This is a genomic window from Enterobacter cloacae complex sp. SHL018 (genome assembly GCF_049237905.1).
Taxonomy (GTDB): Bacteria; Pseudomonadota; Gammaproteobacteria; order Enterobacterales; family Enterobacteriaceae; genus Enterobacter; species Enterobacter hormaechei_C.
Genome location: NZ_JBMKJE010000001.1, coordinates 661191 through 681616 on the forward strand (window position 1 = coordinate 661191; position 20426 = coordinate 681616).

General features: G+C 56.9%; 18 protein-coding genes. 13 read left to right on the plus strand and 5 right to left on the minus strand.

All coding sequences use genetic code 11. The annotated features are described in order from the left end of the window. Positions 1 to 6 precede the first annotated feature (6 nt). The 13 genes from gspE (at position 7) to ACOTY5_RS03330 (ending at position 13486) form a co-directional block, all read left to right on the plus strand. On the plus strand, positions 7 to 1485 hold the full coding sequence (gspE, locus tag ACOTY5_RS03270) for a type II secretion system ATPase GspE (protein WP_032653098.1): 1479 nt from the start codon (positions 7 to 9) through the stop codon (positions 1483 to 1485). Beyond that, positions 1485 to 2693, plus strand: coding sequence for a type II secretion system inner membrane protein GspF (gene gspF, locus ACOTY5_RS03275; RefSeq protein ID WP_017384864.1), 1209 nt, complete (start codon positions 1485 to 1487; stop codon positions 2691 to 2693). Before gspE ends, gspF begins: the two co-directional genes overlap by 1 nt. Before the next feature lie 3 nt (positions 2694 to 2696). Beyond that, positions 2697 to 3146, plus strand: coding sequence for a type II secretion system major pseudopilin GspG (gene gspG / locus ACOTY5_RS03280; RefSeq protein WP_032670234.1), 450 nt, complete (start codon positions 2697 to 2699; stop codon positions 3144 to 3146). Continuing rightward, positions 3146 to 3631, plus strand: coding sequence for a type II secretion system minor pseudopilin GspH (gene gspH / locus ACOTY5_RS03285; protein WP_015571002.1), 486 nt, complete (start codon positions 3146 to 3148; stop codon positions 3629 to 3631). Before gspG ends, gspH begins: the two co-directional genes overlap by 1 nt. Beyond that, positions 3624 to 4004: a type II secretion system minor pseudopilin GspI gene (gspI, locus tag ACOTY5_RS03290; protein WP_015571001.1), complete on the plus strand. Its 381-nt coding sequence runs from the start codon at positions 3624 to 3626 to the stop codon at positions 4002 to 4004. Before gspH ends, gspI begins: the two co-directional genes overlap by 8 nt. Further along, a complete protein-coding gene (gene gspJ, locus ACOTY5_RS03295; RefSeq protein WP_032670232.1) occupies positions 4001 to 4609 on the plus strand; it encodes a type II secretion system minor pseudopilin GspJ in 609 nt (202 codons plus the stop codon). The genes gspI and gspJ overlap by 4 nt, the downstream gene beginning before the upstream one ends. Then, positions 4606 to 5616: a type II secretion system minor pseudopilin GspK gene (gene gspK, locus ACOTY5_RS03300; RefSeq protein ID WP_032103417.1), complete on the plus strand. Its 1011-nt coding sequence runs from the start codon at positions 4606 to 4608 to the stop codon at positions 5614 to 5616. The genes gspJ and gspK overlap by 4 nt, the downstream gene beginning before the upstream one ends. Positions 5617 to 5631: 15 nt before the next feature. Then, complete coding sequence (gspL, locus tag ACOTY5_RS03305) at positions 5632 to 6765, plus strand: type II secretion system protein GspL (protein WP_032103415.1); 1134 nt, start codon at positions 5632 to 5634, stop codon at positions 6763 to 6765. Next, the gene (gene gspM, locus ACOTY5_RS03310; protein ID WP_017384857.1) at positions 6762 to 7247 is read left to right on the plus strand and encodes a type II secretion system protein GspM; all 486 of its coding nucleotides are present in this window, start codon (positions 6762 to 6764) and stop codon (positions 7245 to 7247) included. Before gspL ends, gspM begins: the two co-directional genes overlap by 4 nt. Beyond that, entirely contained in the window at positions 7244 to 8041 is a 798-nt protein-coding gene (locus ACOTY5_RS03315; protein WP_023303380.1) for a prepilin peptidase, read from the plus strand. The genes gspM and ACOTY5_RS03315 overlap by 4 nt, the downstream gene beginning before the upstream one ends. A 254-nt stretch (positions 8042 to 8295) precedes the next feature. After that, a complete protein-coding gene (locus ACOTY5_RS03320; protein WP_023303381.1) occupies positions 8296 to 10998 on the plus strand; it encodes a glycosyl hydrolase family 18 protein in 2703 nt (900 codons plus the stop codon). 102 nt (positions 10999 to 11100) lie between these two features. Beyond that, positions 11101 to 11541, plus strand: a complete 441-nt coding sequence (gene iagB, locus ACOTY5_RS03325; protein WP_045142257.1) for a type III secretion system invasion protein IagB — start codon at positions 11101 to 11103, stop codon at positions 11539 to 11541. A gap of 133 nt (positions 11542 to 11674) precedes the next feature. Further along, positions 11675 to 13486 carry a glycoside hydrolase family 19 protein gene (locus ACOTY5_RS03330; protein WP_062933899.1) on the plus strand — a complete coding sequence of 604 codons (1812 nt, stop codon included), beginning with the start codon at positions 11675 to 11677 and terminating at the stop codon, positions 13484 to 13486. A gap of 138 nt (positions 13487 to 13624) precedes the next feature. Here ACOTY5_RS03330 and ACOTY5_RS03335 read toward each other — a convergent pair whose 3' ends face one another. From ACOTY5_RS03335 to hcr, 5 genes are all read right to left on the minus strand, one after another. Continuing rightward, positions 13625 to 14638, minus strand: coding sequence for an NAD-dependent epimerase/dehydratase family protein (locus ACOTY5_RS03335; RefSeq protein ID WP_017384852.1), 1014 nt, complete (start codon positions 14636 to 14638; stop codon positions 13625 to 13627). Positions 14639 to 14730: 92 nt separating this feature from the next. Further along, positions 14731 to 16167 (minus strand): SDR family oxidoreductase, encoded by a 1437-nt coding sequence (locus tag ACOTY5_RS03340; protein ID WP_045142255.1) that lies wholly within the window; start codon positions 16165 to 16167, stop codon positions 14731 to 14733. Positions 16168 to 16177: 10 nt separating this feature from the next. After that, entirely contained in the window at positions 16178 to 17179 is a 1002-nt protein-coding gene (gene ltaE, locus ACOTY5_RS03345) for a low-specificity L-threonine aldolase (protein ID WP_045142254.1), read from the minus strand. Positions 17180 to 17217: 38 nt separating this feature from the next. Beyond that, entirely contained in the window at positions 17218 to 18936 is a 1719-nt protein-coding gene (gene poxB, locus ACOTY5_RS03350) for a ubiquinone-dependent pyruvate dehydrogenase (RefSeq protein ID WP_045142253.1), read from the minus strand. A 511-nt stretch (positions 18937 to 19447) separates the two neighbouring features. Then, positions 19448 to 20416, minus strand: a complete 969-nt coding sequence (gene hcr, locus ACOTY5_RS03355) for an NADH oxidoreductase (protein ID WP_045142252.1) — start codon at positions 20414 to 20416, stop codon at positions 19448 to 19450. Positions 20417 to 20426 lie beyond the last annotated feature (10 nt).

Below are 20426 nucleotides of genomic sequence, written 5' to 3' on the forward strand. Positions count from 1 at the left end.
GGAAACGTGGACGAACTGACTAAAACCCTGTGTAGCAGCAACTACGCAAAAGAAAACGGCGTTCTGCTTTACAACAATGACGTCTATATCCGTGAGGACACCCCGGCGTTAGCGCTGCTGGAGGTGCGTCGGGTGCTGGGATGCGCGTTTGTCCCGGTTACCCTGGCGCCGGAAGCGTTTGACGAGATGCTGGCCAAAATCTGGCAGCAGAGCAGCGGCGTGTCGCAGCAGCTGGTGGACGATATGGACGCGGATATCGATCTGATGGCGTTAACCGAGGAGATCCCGGATAACGAAGATTTGCTCGATAACGATGAAAACTCGCCGGTGATCCGCCTGATCAACGCCATTCTCGGCGAGGCGGTGAAGGACGGCGCGTCGGATATTCATATCGAAACCTTTGAGCGCACCCTGAGCATTCGCTTTCGTGTTGACGGCGTGCTGCGCCCGGTGCTGCAACCGGCGCGTAAGCTCGCCCCGCTGCTGGTGTCGCGTATCAAGGTGATGTCGAAACTGGACATCGCCGAGAAACGCCTCCCGCAGGATGGCCGTATCTCCCTGCGCATCGGTCGCAAGGCCATCGACGTGCGTGTGTCGACCATTCCGTCCCAGTACGGCGAGCGCGTGGTGATGCGCCTGCTCGATAAAAGCAATCTCAAGCCCGACATCAACAAGCTGGGGCTGATTGATGAAGAGCTGGAGAAGCTGAAAGGGCTGATCGACCGCCCGCACGGGATCATCCTCGTTACCGGCCCGACGGGTTCCGGTAAAAGTACCACGCTGTACGCCATTCTTTCGGCGCTGAACGGCCACGAACGCAACATTCTGACCGTGGAAGACCCGATTGAGTACGAGCTGGAAGGGGTGGGGCAGACGCAGGTTAACCCGCGCGTGGACATGACCTTTGCCCGCGGGCTGCGCGCCATTCTGCGTCAGGACCCGGACGTGGTGATGATCGGGGAAATTCGCGACGGTGAGACCGCCCAGATTGCGGTGCAGGCGTCGCTGACCGGTCACCTGGTGATGTCGACGCTGCACACCAACAGTGCCGCAGGGGCGATAACCCGTCTGCGGGATATGGGGCTGGAGTCCTTCTTAATCGGTTCATCGCTGCTCGGTGTCATTGCCCAGCGTCTGGTGCGTCGGCTGTGTACGCACTGCCGGACCACCAGTCCGCTGGACGCCAATGAAAAAGCGCTGTTCAGCTTTATGGCCGCGCCGCCAGACGCGATTTACCGCGCGGTGGGGTGCGAACACTGCCGTCAGAGCGGCTATCAGGGCCGCGCCGGTATCCATGAATTCCTGGTGGTGGACAGCGCCATGCGCCGCGCCATCCATGAAGATAAGGACGAAATGTCCCTCGAAACGCAGCTTTTTAAGCATGCCTACAGCCTGCGTGAAAACGGGCTGCTGAAGGTGATCGGCGGCGTGACGTCTCTGGAAGAGGTCATGCGCGTCACCGCCGAACGTGGGGGGGATGCGTAATGGCTTTCTACGCCTGGACGGCAACGGATGCCGCGGGGAAAACACAGCGCGGGACGTTACAGGCCGAGGGGCAGAAGCAGGTTCGCCAGTGGCTTCGCGAGCAAAAGCTGATGCCCGTCAGCATCACCGAAACCCGCGAAACGGCGGCTGGCGGGAAAGCGAAAACCGGGGTGAAGCTCTCCACTCCGGTGCTGTCGATGTTTACCCGTCAGCTTTCGACGCTGGTCAACGCCGCGCTGCCGCTGGAGAGCGCGCTGAAAGCGATCTCAAAGCAGACGGAAGACAAAAAGCTGGCGGCGATGGTGGTGGAGATCCGCGAGAAGGTGGTGGAAGGCCACACCCTGTTCGATGCCTTCAGCCAGTTTCCGCGCACCTTCGACAAGCTTTACTGCACGCTGGTGATGGCCGGGGAGAAAACCGGTCACCTGGGCGACGTGCTGGAAAAGCTGGCGGAGTACAACGAGCAGCGCCAGAAGATGAAAAGCAAGCTGACGCAGGCAATGGTCTACCCGATAACCCTCACCGTGGTCGCCATCGCGGTCATCAGCATCCTGCTGGTGGCGGTGGTGCCGCAGGTGATCGAGCAGTTTACCCACATGAAGCAACAGCTGCCGATCACCACCCGGACGCTGATTGCGGTCAGTGATTTCCTGCAAGCCTGGGGCATTTATATTGTGGGCATTCTGGGCGGCGGCTTTATCGGCTTCAAAACCTGGCTGAGGAATGCCAAAAACCGTTTTCGCTGGCACAGCTGGCTGGTGAACGGCTCGCCGATTAAAAAGCTGGTCTGCGCCATCAACAGCGCCCGCTATATCCGTACCCTGAGCATTTTGCAGGCCAGTAGCGTGCCGCTGCTGGAGGGAATGTATATCGCGATGGACGGTATTGAAAACCGCTATGCCCGGCAGGTGCTGGAGCAGGCCGCCGACACCGTGCGCCAGGGGGCGTCGCTGTATGCGGCGCTGGAACAGGCGAAATTATTCCCGCCCACCATGCTGTATATGATTGCCTCCGGTGAAGAGAGCGGGGAATTAGGTAATTTAATGGATCGCGCGGCGGAAAATCAGGAATCGGCCTTACAACATCGAATTACATTAACGCTGTCGGTCTTTGAACCGGCGCTGGTGGTATCCATGGCGACGATTGTTTTATTCATCGTTCTGTCAATATTACAACCGCTTCTGCAACTTAATAATATGGTAGGTTAAATCATGGCTTTAAAACGTAAAAACCTGGCTCGCCAGGCGGGCTTTACATTGCTCGAATTAATGGTGGTCATTGTTATTCTCGGCGTACTGGCGAGTATGGTGGTGCCAAATTTAATGGGCAATAAGGAAAAAGCCGATACGCAAAAAGCAACCAGCGATATTGTCGCGCTCGAAGGCTCGCTGGATATGTACAAGCTGGATAACCACCGCTACCCGACCACAGAGCAGGGTTTGCAGGCGCTGGTGACCAAACCTGAAATCGCGCCAATCCCGAACGGCTACCGCACGGACGGCTATATCCGTCGCCTGCCGCAGGACCCCTGGGGCAACGATTATCTTCTGGTGAGCCCGGGTGAACACGGCGCGGTGGACGTCTTCTCAACCGGTCCGGACGGCGAAGCCAATACCGCCGATGACATTACCAACTGGTCTCTGGATAAGAAAGAGAAATAATGAAAAATCAACGCGGCTTTACGTTGCTGGAAATTATTCTGGCGCTGGTGATATTTGCCAGTTGCGCCATGATGGTGGTGTCCACCATTCCTTCGCGCAGCGGCGCGGATATATTTGGCCAGCAATTAAAAGCCCTCGTTGATTATGGTTCAGACCGTGCGGTGATGGACGGAAATATTGTCGGGCTGGTGATCGCCACCGATAAATATCAGCTGGTGACGATCGCCGATAAAAATGGCGAGCGTCACTGGGTGCCATTATCTGCCGGACGCATTAACACCAAAGGTGATTTTCCGGAAGAGATGCACGTGTCGCTCTCGCCGCAGCGTCTGGCCGCGACGGTGACGTCCGAGCCGCAGGTGATCTTTTTACCGGACGGTGAAATCAGCCGCTTTACGCTGACGCTGCAAAGTTACGACAAACAGCACCATTTCCGCGTGGTGTCGCACGGTGCGGCGCCGGTATCGGTAGAAAACGATGGCTAACGGCAACAAAAAGCAAAAGGGGATGACGCTGCTGGAGGTGATGGTCGCTCTGGTGATTTTCTCCACCGCCGCGCTGGCGCTGATGAACTCGGTCTCCCTGAACGTACGTTTTACCCATGGACTGGCCGATACCTTGCAGGCCAGTTGGGTGGCGGAAAACCAGCTGGCGGAGGCACAGCTCACCAGAACTGACTTCCCGGATGCTGAACAGCAGGGGACGGAAATCATGGGCGGGCGCAGCTGGAACTGGCGTAAGCAGCGGGTGAAAACCGCCGACAACGTCTGGGCGAATACCCTACGCGTGTATGCGGAAAGCGATGAGAGCCAGCCGGTTATCTCCCTGCGCATCATTCCGCCGGGAGAGAGCAAGTGAAGAAAACGCGACGCCAGCGCGGATTTACCCTGCTGGAGATCATGATTGCGCTGACTATCTTCGCGGTGATCAGCACCCTGGCCTGGCAAATTCTGGACGGCGCGATGCGTACCAGCTCGGCCACCGATGCCAGCGCCGCAAAGCTCAACCAGCTTCAGCGCGCCTGGAGTCTGATGGAGCGTGATTTTTTCCAGCTTCAGGCGCGCGCCCCGCGTAATGAGCCGGAGCTGTTTCGTCAGGAGGGCGATGCTCTTGAACTGACCACCCTGAATGGCGTGAGCGGAACGGTCCAGCTGGAGCGCGTGCGCTGGCGGCTGGAAGAGGGGCGTTTGTATCGCGACGTCTGGCCGGTCATTGACGGCCCGGCGGACGTTAAGCCTGACGAAGTGCCGATTGTCAGCGGCGTAAAATCATTGCAGTGGCGGTTTTATCGTCAGGGCTGGCTGACAGCCTGGCACGACGCTGCCCATCTGCCGGACGGCGTGGAGGTTACGTTGACGATGGAAAACGGGGATACCTGGCGCTGGGTGTTCACTACACCGGGTGATATGCCGGAGGTGGCCGCTGCCGCAGCGCCAGCGCCTTCGCCGGAGACCAGACCATGAAACGGATCCGTCAACAACAGGGCGTCGCCCTGCTGGTGGTGCTGATTTTGCTGGTGATGATGTCGGCGCTGGCCGCCAAAATCAGCCAGCAGTTCTGCCGTAATTTGCAGAAAACGCATTATCAGGTAAGCCAGCAGCAGCTGCGCTGGGCGATGCAAACCCAGGAAAAAGTGGTGAAGGACCGGTTACAGACCGACGCCAGCGGCGAGAGCAAGCCGCTGGCCCTGGACGGCGACTGGCATCAGCCGCTGGAGACGCAGGGTGAGGACTATACGGTCGTGAGCCAGGTGGAAGATGCGCAGGACTGCTTTAACGTCAATAACCTGTTGACCGCCGACATCGCACCCCAGGGGCAAAGCGCTCCCGGGGTGGCGGAAAAATCGCGTAAAGAGCGGATTGTTGAACAACTCCTGACGGAAAGCGGCCTCAGCCCGGGCACGGCGGAGGCGGTCTATTTCCAGCTGGTGGATTATCTCGATGGTGACAGCACCACGGCGAAGGAGGGGGCCGAAAGCGATGCGTGGGCTGGCGTCGTGCCCGCGCGGCAACCGGCAAATCAGATGATGCGCAGCATCGCAGAAATCAAACTGCTGCCGGCGTTCCCTGTTACGGCGTATCCGAAGGTGAGCAAGCTGCTATGCGCGCTGCCGGACACTGTCAGCAAGGTCGATGTCAACACTCTGCAACCGGAACAGGCCGCCGTGCTGGCGGCCATGTTCCCGGGAAAACTGACGCGGGATGACGCCGTTCGCCTGTTGGATGCGCGTCCGGAATCGGGCTGGGAAAATATGGAAGCGTTCAGCAAAGCGCTGGAGCAGGCCTTCCCGCAGTTAAAAGACGATCTCCCGCAGGTGGCGGATCAATTTTCTATAAACAGCCGGTACTTCCGCGTGAATTACACCGGCAATACCGATGAATTAACGCTTCGCGTGGTCAGCCAGCTTCAGGTGAATAACGAAGCCGGTGAGATCGTGACGTGGCAGCGTCGTTACCGAATGATTGAATAAGAAAAGTAGAACGTTATGAAACAGGTACTTTTTGTTCGTCCCGACAGCCGCGAGGGCGGGAAAATAATGTGGTGTGAGTCCGGCAGCGAGCGCGTTGAGGTGGTCGACAGCCTGGAGATGCTGGCCGAACACCCCCTGGCTACGCGCGTTTGTCTCCTGTTGCCCGCCAGCGACATGATTTTCCGCCATTTTACGCTGCCGAAAAAGGTGGCTTCTCAGGCGATGGCCTTCTCGTGGATGGCGGAAGAGACGCTGATTGGCGACGTGGACAACCTCCACTGGACGGTACTCCACAAAAAAGGCGCCGACGTCGACGCCGTGGCCATTGACGCCGACCGCCTGCGCGCGGCATTAACCCGCTGTCAGGAGGCCGGATTAAACGTGATTCAGGCCCTGCCTGATGCCTGGCTGCTGCCCGTGACGACAGGGGGCAGCACGCTGGTCGCACAGGATGATAGCTACTGGCTGCGTTTATCGCCCCATGTGGCGGGTGAAATGGAGGCAACCCTGCTGCCGCTGTTAATGCAGAAAGCCGGGGTCGGGGAAGTGTGGTGTTACGGCGATGCGCCTGCGAAGGTGCACGTTGACGTGCAGCATGCCTGGCAGCATCCGCTGGCACTGATTCAGCCGCAGTGGCAAACCTGCCGCGTTAACCTGCTTCACGGTGAATTCAGCCTTAAGGCCGGTAATGGGCGGGCGGCGAAAAGTATGAAAGCCGCGATGGTGGCGGCGGGTGTGCTGTCTGTTGCTCTGCTGCTGGGGCCACGCATTGCAATGGCCTGGATGCTGGTGCAGCAGGAAAATCGGGTGCAGGAGGAGATCGTCCAGGTTTATCAGCACCATTTCCCCAGCATGCGCCAGCAGACCAATATCAAATATCACTTTGGTCAAAGCCTGAAAAAACAGAGCAAGGGATTCTTTCTTCAGCTTGATGAGCTGGAGAACGCCCGGCAGTCAGTCCCTGCGATGGAGATCGAGCTGCTGGAATACGATGCGCAGCAAAACACCCTGACGCTGAGCGTCAGCGCGCAAAACCAGCCCGCGTTGCAGGCGTTTGTTAACCAGACCAGTGAGAATTTTGATTTTACCTTACAGCCTGTTTCAACAACCGAACCGTATACCGCCATGATCGCAGGGAAACATAAATGAAAGAGCGAATCGCGCAGCTGAAGTCACGCTATCAGAATTATAGCACCCGGGAAAAAATTATTTTAAAAATATGTGCCGTTGCCATTGTGGGGGCAGTGGTGTATTACACGGGAGTGATCCCCCTGGATAATATGATTCAAAATAGTAAGTCGACGCTTAAAAGACAAAAAGAAACCCTTAACTGGATGCGCAGTGAAATTGATAAAAATCATCTTCAGGTCCAGATAGTCAAAACGAATAATCCGCGTACGGTGGTCGAGAACAGCGCCCATGAAATTAACCTTTCACTGACGGATATGCGCCAGGAGGGGCAAACTTTATCGTTCGTGTTGAATCGGGTGAATGTGTATGAATTAAGAAGCTGGCTGCGTGAAATTAATCAGACCTCCGGCGTGAGACTGCAAAAAATAAACCTCACGCCGGTGGACCACCTCAGCGACGTGAAAGCGCAGGTGCAGCTCACCTGGTCAAAAAACGCATGAATACCTTTTCGCTGATGCGGGACGCCTTTCCGGTAGGGTTCCCGATAATGAGTGCGATCCTGGGCGGCATTGTGGGCAGTTTTCTTGGCGTTGTCGCCGAACGCGTACCGGGGATGGTGATGGATGAGGAGGGGAGTGGCAATCTGCTCTTTCCGGCCTCGAACTGTCCGGTGTGCCAGCACGCACTTGCCGCGTGGGAAAACATCCCGCTGCTCAGCTGGCTGTTATTACGGGGACGCTGCCACCAGTGCGGCAGCGCGATCCCGCTGCGACTCTTTCTGGTCGAACTGATCTCCGCCTTGTTTTTTGGCATCACGGCCTGGTGCATGCCGGACGTTCAGGCGCTGTTCTCTTTGTGGTTACTGGCGGCTTTTTTACTGCCGCTGGCCATGATCGACTGGCAGCATCAGCTGCTTCCGGACTGCCTGACCCAGCCGCTGCTGTGGGCGGGGTTAGTGCTCCATGCGTTTGACCACACGTTGCCGCTACGCGATGCGCTGTTCGGCGCGGTGGCGGGCTATCTGTCGCTCTGGCTGCTCTACTGGGCTTTTCGTCTGATCACGGGACGAGAAGGTCTGGGTTACGGGGATTTTAAGCTACTGGCGGCGCTGGGCGCCTGGTGCGGCTGGCAGGTGTTGCCCTCCATTGAACTGGCGGCAGCGTTAAGCGGTATTGTCGGTTATTTCGCCGTAAATAATTTAAATAAAAATAACCTCACTATTTCTTTTGGTCCTTATCTCGCCTTTGCTGGAATAGTGGTGTTTATGAGCCAGCAATTTGCTTTCACATTTTAAATATACAGGTCAAGATTTTTTATAAATCTTTTTGATGGAGGAAGGGAAGGACGACCCTTTACGCTCAGTGTATCGTAAGAGATATAAGCTACACGGAATTTCAGCTTGTATCTTTTAATGGAGGAATACAACGCAGCAACAATTTTTTGTTCACGGCACTCACGTTGGTTAAATACGCATTACGCGAAACGCATCCATGATCTCACGGAAGACATGGGTTATTACGTTACGAATAAATTTATCAGGAAATAAAAATGAAATTTATGAAGCCAAAATATCTGGCGCTCTTTATTGCGGCGGCAACCAGCTCCGCATTTGCAGCAGCGCCAGGGGCACCGACGATCGGCTATGGCAATGACAAATTTGCCCTGGTGGAAGTGGATCAGGCAGCCCAGGATTATAACAATCTTGTCAAAGTGCATAACGATGGCGTGGATGTAAAAGTTGAGTGGAACGTCTGGAGTGGTGATGCGCCAACTTCAGCGAAAGTTCTGCTGGACGGACAAACCGTATGGACCGGCGCAGCCGGCGCGACGGGCTCTGCAACGTTTAAAGTGAAAAAAGGCGGGCGTTATCAGGAGCAGGTTGAAGTCTGTAACGCCAGCGGCTGTGCGAAAAGCGCCAGCAAGCTGATTATTGTGGCAGACACCGACGGTAGCCACCTGCTGCCGCTGAATACGTCTCTCAAAGAGAATAACAAAGCGTTTGCGAAGCATACCGATAAAGTGGTTGCGGCCTACTTCCCGGAGTGGGGCGTTTATGACCGTAACTTCCCGGTTGATAAGATCCCTGCGGCAAACCTCAACCACATTCTTTACGGCTTCATTCCAATCTGTGGCGGTGACGGCATCAACGACGGCCTGAAAACCATTGAAGGCGGCAACAGCTTCCGCGTGCTCCAGAACGACTGTAAGGGCCGACCTGACTATACCGTGGCGATCCACGACCCATGGGCTGCGCTGCAAAAACCACAGGCTGGCGTCTCCGGCTGGGACGACCCGTATAAAGGTAACTTTGGCCAGCTGATGGCGCTGAAAAAAGCGCATCCGGACCTGAAAGTGCTGCCATCTATCGGCGGCTGGACGCTCTCCGATCCCTTCTTCCACATGGGTGACCCGGCTATCCGCGCACGCTTTGTCTCTTCTGTGAAAGAGTTCCTCCAGACCTGGAAATTCTTTGACGGCGTGGATATCGACTGGGAATTCCCTGGCGGCGGCGGTGTGAGCGAAAACCTGGGCAATCCGCAGCAGGATAAAGCGACCTATACCGCGCTGATGCATGACCTGCGCACCATGCTGAACGAGCTGTCTGCACAGACGGGCCGTACCTATGAACTGACCAGCGCCATCGGTGCAGGCCGCGATAAGATCGAAGACGTGGATTACACTGCCGCTCAGCAGTACCTCGACCACATCTTCCTGATGAGCTATGACTTCTACGGCGGCTGGAGCAACACCGTTCTCGGCCACCAGGCGGCGCTGCGCGCGCCAGCATGGCGTCCGGACACTGACTACACCACTGAAAATGGCGTTAACGCGCTGCTTTCCCAGGGCGTACAACCAGGCAAGATCGTGGTGGGTGCGGGAATGTATGGCCGCGGCTGGACCGGCGTGCATGGCTACACCGGTAACAATCCTTTCACCGGCACCGCTACAGGTATGGTGAAAGGGACCTGGGAACCCGGTGTGGTTGACTATCGTCAGATCGTTAACGAATACAAAGGCAAACCAGGCTGGGAATACGGCTACGACGCTGATGCGGAAGCCCCTTACGTCTTCAACAAAACTACCGGCGACCTGATCACGTATGAAGATGCGCGTTCAACCACGGCGAAAGGTAAGTATGTTCTGGCGAATAAACTGGGTGGCCTGTTCGCATGGTCTATCGACTCTGACACCGGTGACATCCTGAACGCGATGAACGAAAGCCTGCTGGGCGGCGACGCTACGCCGGTTGATCCGGAGGTCACCAACCACGCGCCAATCGCGTCCTCTGCCGATCAGAACGTGTCTGGCCCGGTAACCGTCACGCTCGATGGCTCTGCTTCAAGCGATCCTGATGGCGATGCGATTACCTACAAATGGACCCAGGTCTCTGGTCCGTCGGTCACCATCACCAACAGCACCAAAGCGAAAGCGACCTTTAACGTTGCCGCCGCGACGTCCGACCAGACCATGGTGTTCCGCCTGACGGTGACCGATGCAAAAGGCCTGAGCAACGCGATTGATATCCAGGTGGTGAACAAGGCGCCGAAAGCTAACCAGGCACCGGTTTTAAACCCAATGGAAGCGATCACGCTTGAATCAGGTGAAACCTATGCGCTGCATGCCCAGGCCGCGGATCCAGACGGAGATGCGTTGACCTACGCCTGGAGTGTACCAGCAGATATGCACGCTACCGGGTCTGACTCCGCGAACGTGAACATCACTGCGCCGGAAGTGAGCTCGACGTCTACCTACACCCTGAGCGTGGTGGTGAGCGACGGTAAGACCAGCGTGCAGTCTAACGTCCAGGTCACCGTGAATCCGAAAGCGGCGCCTGCACCTGTGCCAGATGACGAAGACACTAACCCGGCGGATGACGTTACCCCTCCGGCTGATGATGTGACTCCACCGTCTGACAAAGGGAGCTGCGATGCACCTGTGGATGCTAACGCCAGCAAATATGCGGCGTGGGAATCCAGCAAAATCTACAACGGTGGCGATACCGTAAGCTTCGACCATCTGGTGTGGAAAGCGAAGTACTGGACCCAGGGCAATCAGCCTGGCTTCGGTGTGGATGCATGGGAGCTGGTGAGCAACGTGAAGATGAACTGGCGTTCTGACCTGGTCTACAACGGCGGCGACACTACCACCTATGAAGGAAACGTTTACCGTGCGAAATGGTGGACCCGTGGTGATAACCCAGCCAACAGCGACGTATGGGTAAAAGAAGGCGCATCAACAGACTGCAAATAATCTAACCCATTAATGACTCCCCCTTTTAGAGGGGGAGTGATTCAAAATTCATTTTACAGGATGTTGGTAAGGAGAAATAACCGAAACTGTCAGCAGGTAAAAATGAAAAAGTTGATTTTGTTGTTATTGATAATAAGCCAAAGCGCTCTGGCAAACTGTTGGAATAAAGCGGCACATTATTATCATGTCGACCCTTATTTACTGTACGCGATAGCGAATGTGGAATCCGGAATGAACCCGTATGCGGTTGGGCAAAACCGCGATGGCACGCGGGATGTCGGGCTGATGCAAATCAACAGTTCGCATTTTACCGCGCTGGAAAGCAGAGGAATCAACGAATACCGGTTAATCACGGAGCCATGTACTTCGATCATGGTCGGGGCTTCTATCCTTGCCGGGATGATCAGGGTGTATGGCTATAACTGGGAAGCCGTTGGCGCGTATAACGCCGGACTGAAAAAAGAAAATTATCCGCAGAGGATGAAATATGCCCATAAGGTCTGGGCCAAATATCAGCAACTGAAATTAGCAGCACGTTATTAACGTTTTTTATTTTTGAAGAATTCCTGAAGGTGTTCTTCGAAAAGTGAAAACAGCTGAATGTGGTTTATGTATTAACGGAGTAATACCTAAGCCGGGATTTTAACATTTAATTTAAACGAACAGGAAAACTGAAATGAACAAAAGGACGTTACTGAGTGTACTCATTGCGGGAGCCTGCGTGGCGCCACTCATGGCTCAGGCTGCTAACCTGAAGGAGACCAGCAGTGAGCCGTACACCATCAAAGCCAGCGATCTGGCGAAGAAAGAGAAGGAACTGACGGACTTCCCGCTGATGGCTTCGGTTAAAGAGACCATCCAGACGCTGGATAACGCGCAGGTTGAACTGATTGAGCCAGGCCGGGCGGCGAACCCGGACAACGTTAAGCGCGTTGAAGGGATTGTGAAAGCCAGCGACTGGGAATATCTCTTCCCGCTGCGCGCGCAGGCCTATACCTACAGCAACTTCCTGAAAGCCGTGGGTAAATTCCCGGCGCTGTGTAAGACCTACAATGACGGTCGTGACAGCGACGCCATCTGCCGCAAAGAGCTGGCCACCATGTTTGCCCACTTTGCCCAGGAGACCGGCGGCCACGAAAGCTGGCGTCCGGAAGCCGAATGGCGTCAGGCGCTGGTCCACGTACGTGAAATGGGCTGGAGCGAAGGGCAGAAGGGCGGTTATAACGGCGAATGTAACCCGGACGTCTGGCAGGGGCAGACCTGGCCTTGCGGTAAAGATAAAGACGGCGATTTCCTGAGCTACTTCGGTCGTGGTGCGAAACAGTTGTCCTACAATTACAACTACGGTCCATTCTCTGAAGCGATGTACGGCGACGTGCGTACGCTGCTCGACAAACCTGAGCTGGTGGCGGACACCTGGCTGAACCTGGCGAGTGCGATCTTCTTCTTCGCCTATCCGCAGCCGCCAAAACCAAGCATGTTGCAGGTGATCGACGGTACATGGCAGCCGAACGATCACGATAAAGCCAACGGTCTGGTTCCGGGCTTTGGTGTGACCACCCAGATCATCAACGGCGGCGTTGAGTGCGGCGGCCCGACTGAAATTGCGCAGTCTCAAAACCGTATCAAGTACTACAAAGAGTTCGCGAACTACCTGAAAGTGCCTGTTCCGGCGAACGAAGTGTTGGGTTGCGCCAACATGAAGCAGTTCGACGAAGGTGGCGCAGGCGCTCTGAAGCTTTACTGGGAACAGGACTGGGGATGGAGCGCGGATACCCCGGACGGCAAAACCTACTCTTGCCAGCTGGTGGGTTACCAGACCCCGTTCAGCGCATTTAAAGACGGTGACTACAGCAAGTGCGTGCAGCACTTCTTTAACGTGAAAATTGTTAACGACGAGGGTTCTTCCGAGACCCCGGACGAAACGCCGGTCACGCCAACACCGACGCCATCCGACGATGAAACGCCGGCACCAACCCCAACGCCGGATGAAACGCCGGTTGTGGTGAACCACGCGCCGGTTGCGCAGATTGCCGGTCCGATCGGTGCAGTGGAAGCGGGTGCGCAGGTTTCTCTGAGCGCCGAAGGCTCTACCGATCCAGATGGTAACACGCTGACGTATACCTGGCGTTCCCAGGATGGTCAGACTGTTACCGGTCAGGACAAAGCGGTTGTGACCTTTACAGCGCCAGAGTCTGCGACGGCGCAGCAGTATGAAGTGAGCCTGACCGTCAGCGATGGCGAACTGAGCAGCACCACGTCTTACCTGCTGAACGTGAAAGCGAAAGCGGCAACGCCATCCGGAGAAGATACGTCTTACCCGGCATGGAGCGCGAATAGCAAGTACAACGCCGGTGATATCGTGAACAACCACGGTAAACTGTTCCAGTGCAAACCGTTCCCGTACAGCGGCTGGTGTAACAATGCGCCGACGTACTATGAACCTGGCGCAGGTCTGGCATGGGCTGAAGCCTGGACGGCCTTATAAACAGCAAACGGCAACCTCCAGGGTTGCCGTTTTAGTGTCTGCTCTTTCCCCTCACCCTAACCCTCTCCCCAGGGGGGCGAGGGGACAGTACGGTGCAGTTGTAGGCCCGGTAAGGCGCAGCCGCCACCGGGCAAAAGGCTAACGATGAAGTTTCCCGTGATCCCGTAACCACGCCGCCGTACGCACTATCCCTTCATCCAGCGATACAATCGGTTTATATCCCAGCTCGTTCTCCGCCCGCGAAATATCCAGCGTAAAATCAAAGTTGAGCTTCGACACACCGTAATGCGTCAGCGCAGGCTCTTTCGCCGATTTACTGCCAAAGCGCTCCATGCTGCGGGCAATCATGTCCAGCATCGGGTAAGGAACGGAACGGATCCGGCAGTCGATTTTTAACTCGTCAATCAGCCTTTGCACAATGCTGCGCAGGGTACAGGGTTCGCCGTTGGTGATGTTGTACGCGCGGCCCGACACCAGCTTATCGCATTCCGGCTGGCTCGCCAGCCACATGGCGTGAACGGCATTTTCGTAATAGGTCATGTCCACCAGCGCATCGCCGCCGCGCGGTAACAGCACGCTGCCGTAGTGGTGCATCATCTGGGCCAGTCGCGGGATAAAGACTTTGTCGTGCGGCCCAAACAGGCTCTGCGGACGCAGCACGGTAAAGCGGGTGTGCGGGTTTGACTGGGCCAGCAGGTCGATCACCTCTTCGCCCGCCGCTTTGCTGCGGGCAAACTCACAGGCGAAGCGCGCCGGGCGGAAATCTTCCTGAATATCACGATGGTGGTGATAGTCGAAATAGAGCGACGGGGAGGAGATATGAATAAAGTTACGCACGCCCCAGGCGACGGCCCATTCGCCCAGACGACGCGTGGCGCGCACGTTGGCGAGATCAAAGGCTTCCTGGGTACCCCACGGAGAGGTAAAACTGGAGCAGTGCCACAGCGTATCGATACCGGCGAGCATCACCTTGGCCTGAGAGGAGACCAGCTCCGTCAGATCGGCATGGACAAATTCAGCGCCCATTTTTTGCAGGAGCTTACCCATCGCCTCATTGCGACCGGTGGCCCTCACGCTGATGCCTTTGTTGCGCAGAAACTCGACCGCATTTCGGCCTAAGCCGCTGGTCGCCCCGGTAACCAGTACCTTCATAACAATCCACTGTGTTGAAAAGAATTTCGTGCGCATTCTTTCGTGAATTACGATGTGTTGCAATGGGAAAGGTGAAAGATTAAGAGTTTTATTTAGTTATTTTCCCGCTTTTGTTCTGCCAGTTGCGCTATCCGTTTCGCCATTCCGCGGAAGATAAACAGGTGTGCCGGGATCATCAGCAACCAGTAAAACAGACCCGGCATTCCGTGCGGATGCCACCATGCCCGAACGTCCAGTTCACGATGGTCGCCGTTGTCCTTGAGGGTGAAGCAGAGCCGCCCCAGCCCCGGCGCCTTCATGCCAAACAGCAGCGCCAGCTGTTTTTCAGGCTCAACAATAATCACTTTCCAGCTGTCGACGGTATCGCCCACCTTCAGCCAGGGATGGGCAGGGCGGCCTTTTGCCAGCCGGTGACCGACCAGCAGATCCAGCGCGCCGCGCGTTTGCCAGAGAATATTGCCGAAGAAATAGCGCTCTTTGCCACCGATCTGATTCACCACTTCCCACAGCGCTGCCAGGCTGGCCGTGGTTTTTACCGTACAGCCCGCCTGTTTCGGATAATAGCCGTACTCGGGCCGCCAGCGGGCAAACGCCTGCGCGTCATAGCCCCAGTCGCTGGAGTTCACCAGCTTCTCTTCTTCTTTCAGCGTATTGCGCACCGCGTCGTCAAAGCGGATGAGTTCCTGGGGAATTAAGGCGCGCAGCGCGCGATCGTCCGCCAGCAGATCGTGCTTCAGCCCCTGGATAAGCGCTTTGGCGGTCGTCGGCGGCACGGAGGTGATCACATTCAAAAACCACACCGATATCCAGCGGGTCGGGAAGGGGATGGGGATCAGCCAGCGGTGGCGGCCACTCACCCGCATAAAATGTTCGAACTGCGCCTGATAGCTCAACACTTCCGGACCTGCCGCCTCCAGCACGCGATGCTGCTCCGCCGGGTGATCCAGCAATGCCACCAGATAATGGAGTAAATTCTCCAGCGCAATGGGCGTGGTGTGCGAGCGTACCCAGCGCGGCGGCGTCAGCACAGGCAGGTTGTAGACCATATCGCGCATCACTTCGAACGCGGCGGAACCCGCGCCGACGATGATCCCTGCCCTCAGTTCGGTAACGGGGATACGGGCGCTCCGCAGCGTTTCTGCCGTCAGCTGTCGGGCGCGCAGATGGTCTGACTGCTCGTGCTCAGGCGCCTGGAGCGAGCTTAAAAAAATCACCTGCTTCACCGGCGTTTGCAGCAGCGCATCACGAACGTTCATCGCCACCTGACGCTCGTGGGCGATAAAATCGCCGCCTTCGCCCATGCTGTGGACAAGGTAGTAAAGTGTATCGACCCCTTCCAGCAGCGCAGGAAGCGCTTTCGGCCAGCTAAGGTCAACGTTGTGACACGTCACGCCAGGCAAATGTAGCTTTAGCAGGCGTTCCGTGTTACGTGCCGCTGCCAGCACCTGGTGCCCCTGCTGGCTTAACGCAGTGGTCAGATGCTGACCGATATACCCGCTGGCGCCGAGCACCAGAATACGTTGCGGCACGGTATGCTCCTTAACGCTGTAAAAACGCCTGCCAGTGTTTCACCACCTCGGTCAGCTGCTCGCGGTTAACGTCAAGGTGCATCACCAGCCGCACGACCGGGGAGGCGTTAATCAGCACGCCTCGGGCTTTCATAAAGTCGCCCAGCGCGGCAGCATGCTCATCGCCGACGCGGACAAACAGCATGTTGGTGTCGTGACGCATGACATCTGCGCCGATTTCACGCAGCTGCGCTGCCATCCACGCCGCATTGTCGTGATCGTCTTTCAGGCGTGACACGTTATTTTTCAGGGCGTACAGTCCGGCAGCCGCCAGAATACCCGCCTGACGCATCCCGCCGCCGGTCATTTTGCGCCAGCGGTTGGCGCGCCTGATGTAGTCCGCGCTGCCAACCAGCAGAGAACCTACCGGCGTACCCAGCCCTTTAGAGAGGCAAATGGTGAACGAGTCGCAATATTGGGTGATCGCTTTCAGCTCGCAGCCGTACTCCACCACGGCGTTGAAGATACGTGCGCCGTCAACGTGCAGGCCGAGCTTACGCTCGCGGGTAAAGTCCCATGCCGCTTTCAGGTATTCGCGCGGCAGGACTTTACCGTTATGGGTGTTTTCGAGGCTCAGCAGTTTAGTGCGGGCGAAGTGAATATCGTCGGCTTTGATTTTCGCCGCGACTTTGTCCAGCGGCAGGGAGCCGTCCGGCGCGGCGTCAATCGGCTGCGGCTGGATGCTGCCAAGCACCGCCGCACCGCCGGCTTCGTACAGGTAGTTATGCGCCCCCTGGCCGACGATATACTCCTCGCCGCGCTCGCAGTGGCTGAGCAGCGCCACCAGGTTAGCCTGCGTGCCGGTGGGCAGGAACAGGACAGCCTCTTTACCGCTCAGCTCTGCCGCATAGCGCTGGAGTTCGTTGACCGTCGGGTCATCGCCGTAGACGTCGTCCCCGACCGGGGCGGCCATCATCTCTTCGAGCATGGCGCGGCCCGGACGGGTAACGGTATCACTACGTAAATCAATCATTTCACATCCCTTTAATTTAAGAGGTCTTGTGAAATGTTTTACCTGAGCCAGTTGGTTTTTGCCAGTTCGATCACTTCGTCACCGCGCCCGCTGATGATGGCGCGCAGCATGTAGAGGCTAAAACCTTTGGCCTGTTCCAGCTTGATTTGAGGCGGGATCGCCAGCTCTTCTTTGGCGACCACCACATCCACCAGCACCGGGCCGTCGATGGCGAAGGCGCGTTGCAGGGCGTCGTCCACCTCTGAGGCTTTCTCCACCCGAATACCGGTGATACCGCAGGCTTCGGCGATGCGGGCGAAGTTGGTGTCGTGCAGTTCGGTGCCGTCCGTGAGGTAGCCTCCGGCCTTCATCTCCATCGCCACGAAGCCCAGAACGCTGTTGTTAAAGACCACGATTTTGAGCGGAAGCTTCATCTGCGCCACCGACAGGAAATCCCCCATCAGCATACTGAACCCGCCGTCGCCGCACATCGCCACCACCTGACGTTCCGGTGCCGTCGCCTTTGCACCCAGCGCCTGCGGCATGGCGTTGGCCATTGAGCCATGGTTGAACGACCCAAGCAGGCGACGTTTGCCGTTCATTTTCAGATAGCGCGCGGCCCAGACGGTGGGCGTTCCTACGTCGCAGGTGAAGATGGCATCGTCGTCGGCGAAGTGGCTGATCTGCTGCGCCAGATACTGCGGGTGGATCGCTTTTTCGCTCGGTTTGGCGAGATCGTCCAGCCCCTTGCGCGCATCGCGATAATCGCTCAGGGCTTTATCGAGGAATTTGCGGTCCGTTTTTTCTTCCAGTAGCGGCAGCAGGGCGGCGAGGGTGGGTTTGATATCGCCGATAAGCGCCATATCCACCTTGCTGTGCGCGCCGATGCTGCCGGGATTGATGTCGATCTGGATAATTTTGGCATCCGTCGGGTAGAACGCGCGGTACGGGAACTGGGTGCCGAGCAGGATCAGCGTGTCGGCGTTCATCATGGTGTGGAAGCCGCTGGAAAAACCGATCAGCCCGGTCATGCCGACATCGTACGGGTTATCGTATTCAACGTGCTCTTTCCCGCGCAGGGCGTGCACAACTGGCGCCTTCAGCTTACCGGCAAATTCCACCAGCTCTTTATGCGCGCCGGCGCAGCCGCTGCCGCACATCAGGGCGATATTGCTGGAGTATCGCAGCAGCTGTGCCAGCTTTTTCAGCTCTTCTTCGGCAGGGGTAATGGTTGGCTGGGGCGCAGAGTACCAGTGGGTGGTGGCGGTTTCAGGTGCGGCCTTCAGCGCCACGTCCCCCGGCAGCACAACCACCGAAACCCCGCGATTCAGGATCGCCTTACGCATGGCTATCGCCAGCACCTGTGGGATCTGCTCCGGCGATGAGACCAGCTCGCAATAGTGGCTGCATTCACGGAACAGCTCCTGCGGATGCGTCTCCTGAAAATAGCCGCTACCGATTTCAGATGACGGAATGTGAGCCGCAATCGCCAGCACCGGAACATGGTTGCGGTGACAGTCGAACAGACCGTTGATGAGGTGCAGGTTTCCCGGTCCGCAGGAACCTGCACAGACGGCGAGTTCACCCGTAAGCTGCGCTTCGGCACCGGCGGCAAAGGCGGCGACTTCTTCATGGCGGGTGGGCATCCACTCAATAGTTTTCATCTTGTTAAGGCTATCGCTGAGTCCGTTCAGAGAATCGCCAGTGACGCCCCAGATACGCTTTACGCCAGCCTGCTCAAGGGTTTTCGCTATGTATGCAGCCACAGTTTGTTTCATGGTTGTCCGTCTCCTTTTTGTGATATCGCTTACAAGCTTAGAAGAAAGTCGCTGTATTGCCTGCTCAGTATTCCTTAAGTACAGGTGGTTTTTCTGCGCGACGCGCCGCCAGCGGGCTGAGGTTGGGGCGGGAGGAAGCGGGTTTGCAGACCCTTTTTTCCTGATGGTGCATAAGTTGTTGATTTTATATGGTTAGGCTGAAGGGGAATAAAAAAGGGGTTGGAGGGAGTTTTTGAGGTATTGGTTTATCAGACAAAGGGATAGATGTAGATTGCTTCAGTTCACTGCCGGGCAGGCAGCTTAGAAATGAAGACCGTAAGCGGAGCGGCAATATCCTGGGTTCACTGCCGTGCAGGCAGCTTAGAAATTTCCCGATATTCCTCAGCGATCCGTTGCGCCGTTCACAGCCGCACAGGCCGTATGCACAATGTAGGCCGGGTAAACGTAGTGCCACCCGGCAAAAGCCCGGTGGCGCTGACGCTTACCGGGCCTACAGGTGAACCGCGAAAGATTATGCAAGCACAAGATCGCCTTGCGGATGGCACGAACATGCCAGCACATAGCCCTCTGCGATTTCCGCGTCGGTTAGCGTCATGGTGCTGGTGACCGTGTACTCACCGGAAACCACTTTGGTCTTGCAACATCCGCACACCCCGGCGCGACAGGCCGCCGCCACCGGTACGTTGTTGCTTTCCAGCGCTTCAAGCAGCGTGGTGCCCACGCGCCCAAAGAAGGTCTGCGCCGGTTGCAGCTTCGTGAACTTCATCCCGCTGGTCGCCGCTTCCGCTACAGGCGTGAAGAACTGCTCTTTGAAGAAGCGGGTCACGCCGAGCGCTTTCACTTCTTTCTCCACGATCTCCATGTATGGCGCCGGGCCGCAGGTCATCACGGTGCGGTTCGCAATATCCGGCACGCTTTGCAGCAGCTCGCGGCTCAGGCGCCCCGCAACAAAGCCATGCGTGGCGTTGTTTTCCGCGACCAGCGTCACCGGATAGTTGCGCCATTCTTCGGCAAAAATCACATCTTCCGGGGAACGCACGCTGAAAATCACCTGCACGTCGGCCTGAGGTCGGTATTTCGCCAGCCAGCGACGCATCGACATAATCGGCGTCACGCCACAACCCGCCGCCAGCAGCAGGAATTTATCTTCCGTCTTGTCGTCACAGGTAAACTCGCCCTGCGCGTCAGACAGCCAGATGTAATCCCCGCGCTTCACGTCCCGGGTCAGCCACTCGGATCCTGCGCCGTCATCAATACGACGAACGGTGAGCGTAATGTACTCGCTCACGCCCGGCGTGGAGGAAATCGTGTAGGCGCGCAGAGTATCCGCCGAATTACGCACGCTCACCAGCGCATACTGGCCCGCGCGGTACGGATAATAGTCATGGCACAGCAGCGACAGCGTCCACACATCCGGCGTTTCCTGATGGATGTGATGAACCTGCATCCGCCACGGACATTGTGAGGTTGGCATGGTCATGAGTTACTCC

Bases quoted from the DNA above. Each gene is read 5' to 3' on its own strand.
- gspF (WP_017384864.1), top strand. From the start codon at position 1,485: ATGGCTTTCTACGCCTGGACGGCAACGGATGCCGCGGGGAAAACACAG.
- gspG (WP_032670234.1), top strand. From the start codon at position 2,697: ATGGCTTTAAAACGTAAAAACCTGGCTCGCCAGGCGGGCTTTACATTG.
- gspH (WP_015571002.1), top strand. From the start codon at position 3,146: ATGAAAAATCAACGCGGCTTTACGTTGCTGGAAATTATTCTGGCGCTG.
- gspI (WP_015571001.1), top strand. From the start codon at position 3,624: ATGGCTAACGGCAACAAAAAGCAAAAGGGGATGACGCTGCTGGAGGTG.
- gspK (WP_032103417.1), top strand. From the start codon at position 4,606: ATGAAACGGATCCGTCAACAACAGGGCGTCGCCCTGCTGGTGGTGCTG.
- gspL (WP_032103415.1), top strand. From the start codon at position 5,632: ATGAAACAGGTACTTTTTGTTCGTCCCGACAGCCGCGAGGGCGGGAAA.
- gspM (WP_017384857.1), top strand. From the start codon at position 6,762: ATGAAAGAGCGAATCGCGCAGCTGAAGTCACGCTATCAGAATTATAGC.
- ACOTY5_RS03315 (WP_023303380.1), top strand. From the start codon at position 7,244: ATGAATACCTTTTCGCTGATGCGGGACGCCTTTCCGGTAGGGTTCCCG.
- ACOTY5_RS03320 (WP_023303381.1), top strand. From the start codon at position 8,296: ATGAAATTTATGAAGCCAAAATATCTGGCGCTCTTTATTGCGGCGGCA.
- iagB (WP_045142257.1), top strand. From the start codon at position 11,101: ATGAAAAAGTTGATTTTGTTGTTATTGATAATAAGCCAAAGCGCTCTG.
- ACOTY5_RS03330 (WP_062933899.1), top strand. From the start codon at position 11,675: ATGAACAAAAGGACGTTACTGAGTGTACTCATTGCGGGAGCCTGCGTG.
- ACOTY5_RS03335 (WP_017384852.1), bottom strand. From the start codon at position 14,638: ATGAAGGTACTGGTTACCGGGGCGACCAGCGGCTTAGGCCGAAATGCG.
- ltaE (WP_045142254.1), bottom strand. From the start codon at position 17,179: ATGATTGATTTACGTAGTGATACCGTTACCCGTCCGGGCCGCGCCATG.
- poxB (WP_045142253.1), bottom strand. From the start codon at position 18,936: ATGAAACAAACTGTGGCTGCATACATAGCGAAAACCCTTGAGCAGGCT.
- hcr (WP_045142252.1), bottom strand. From the start codon at position 20,416: ATGACCATGCCAACCTCACAATGTCCGTGGCGGATGCAGGTTCATCAC.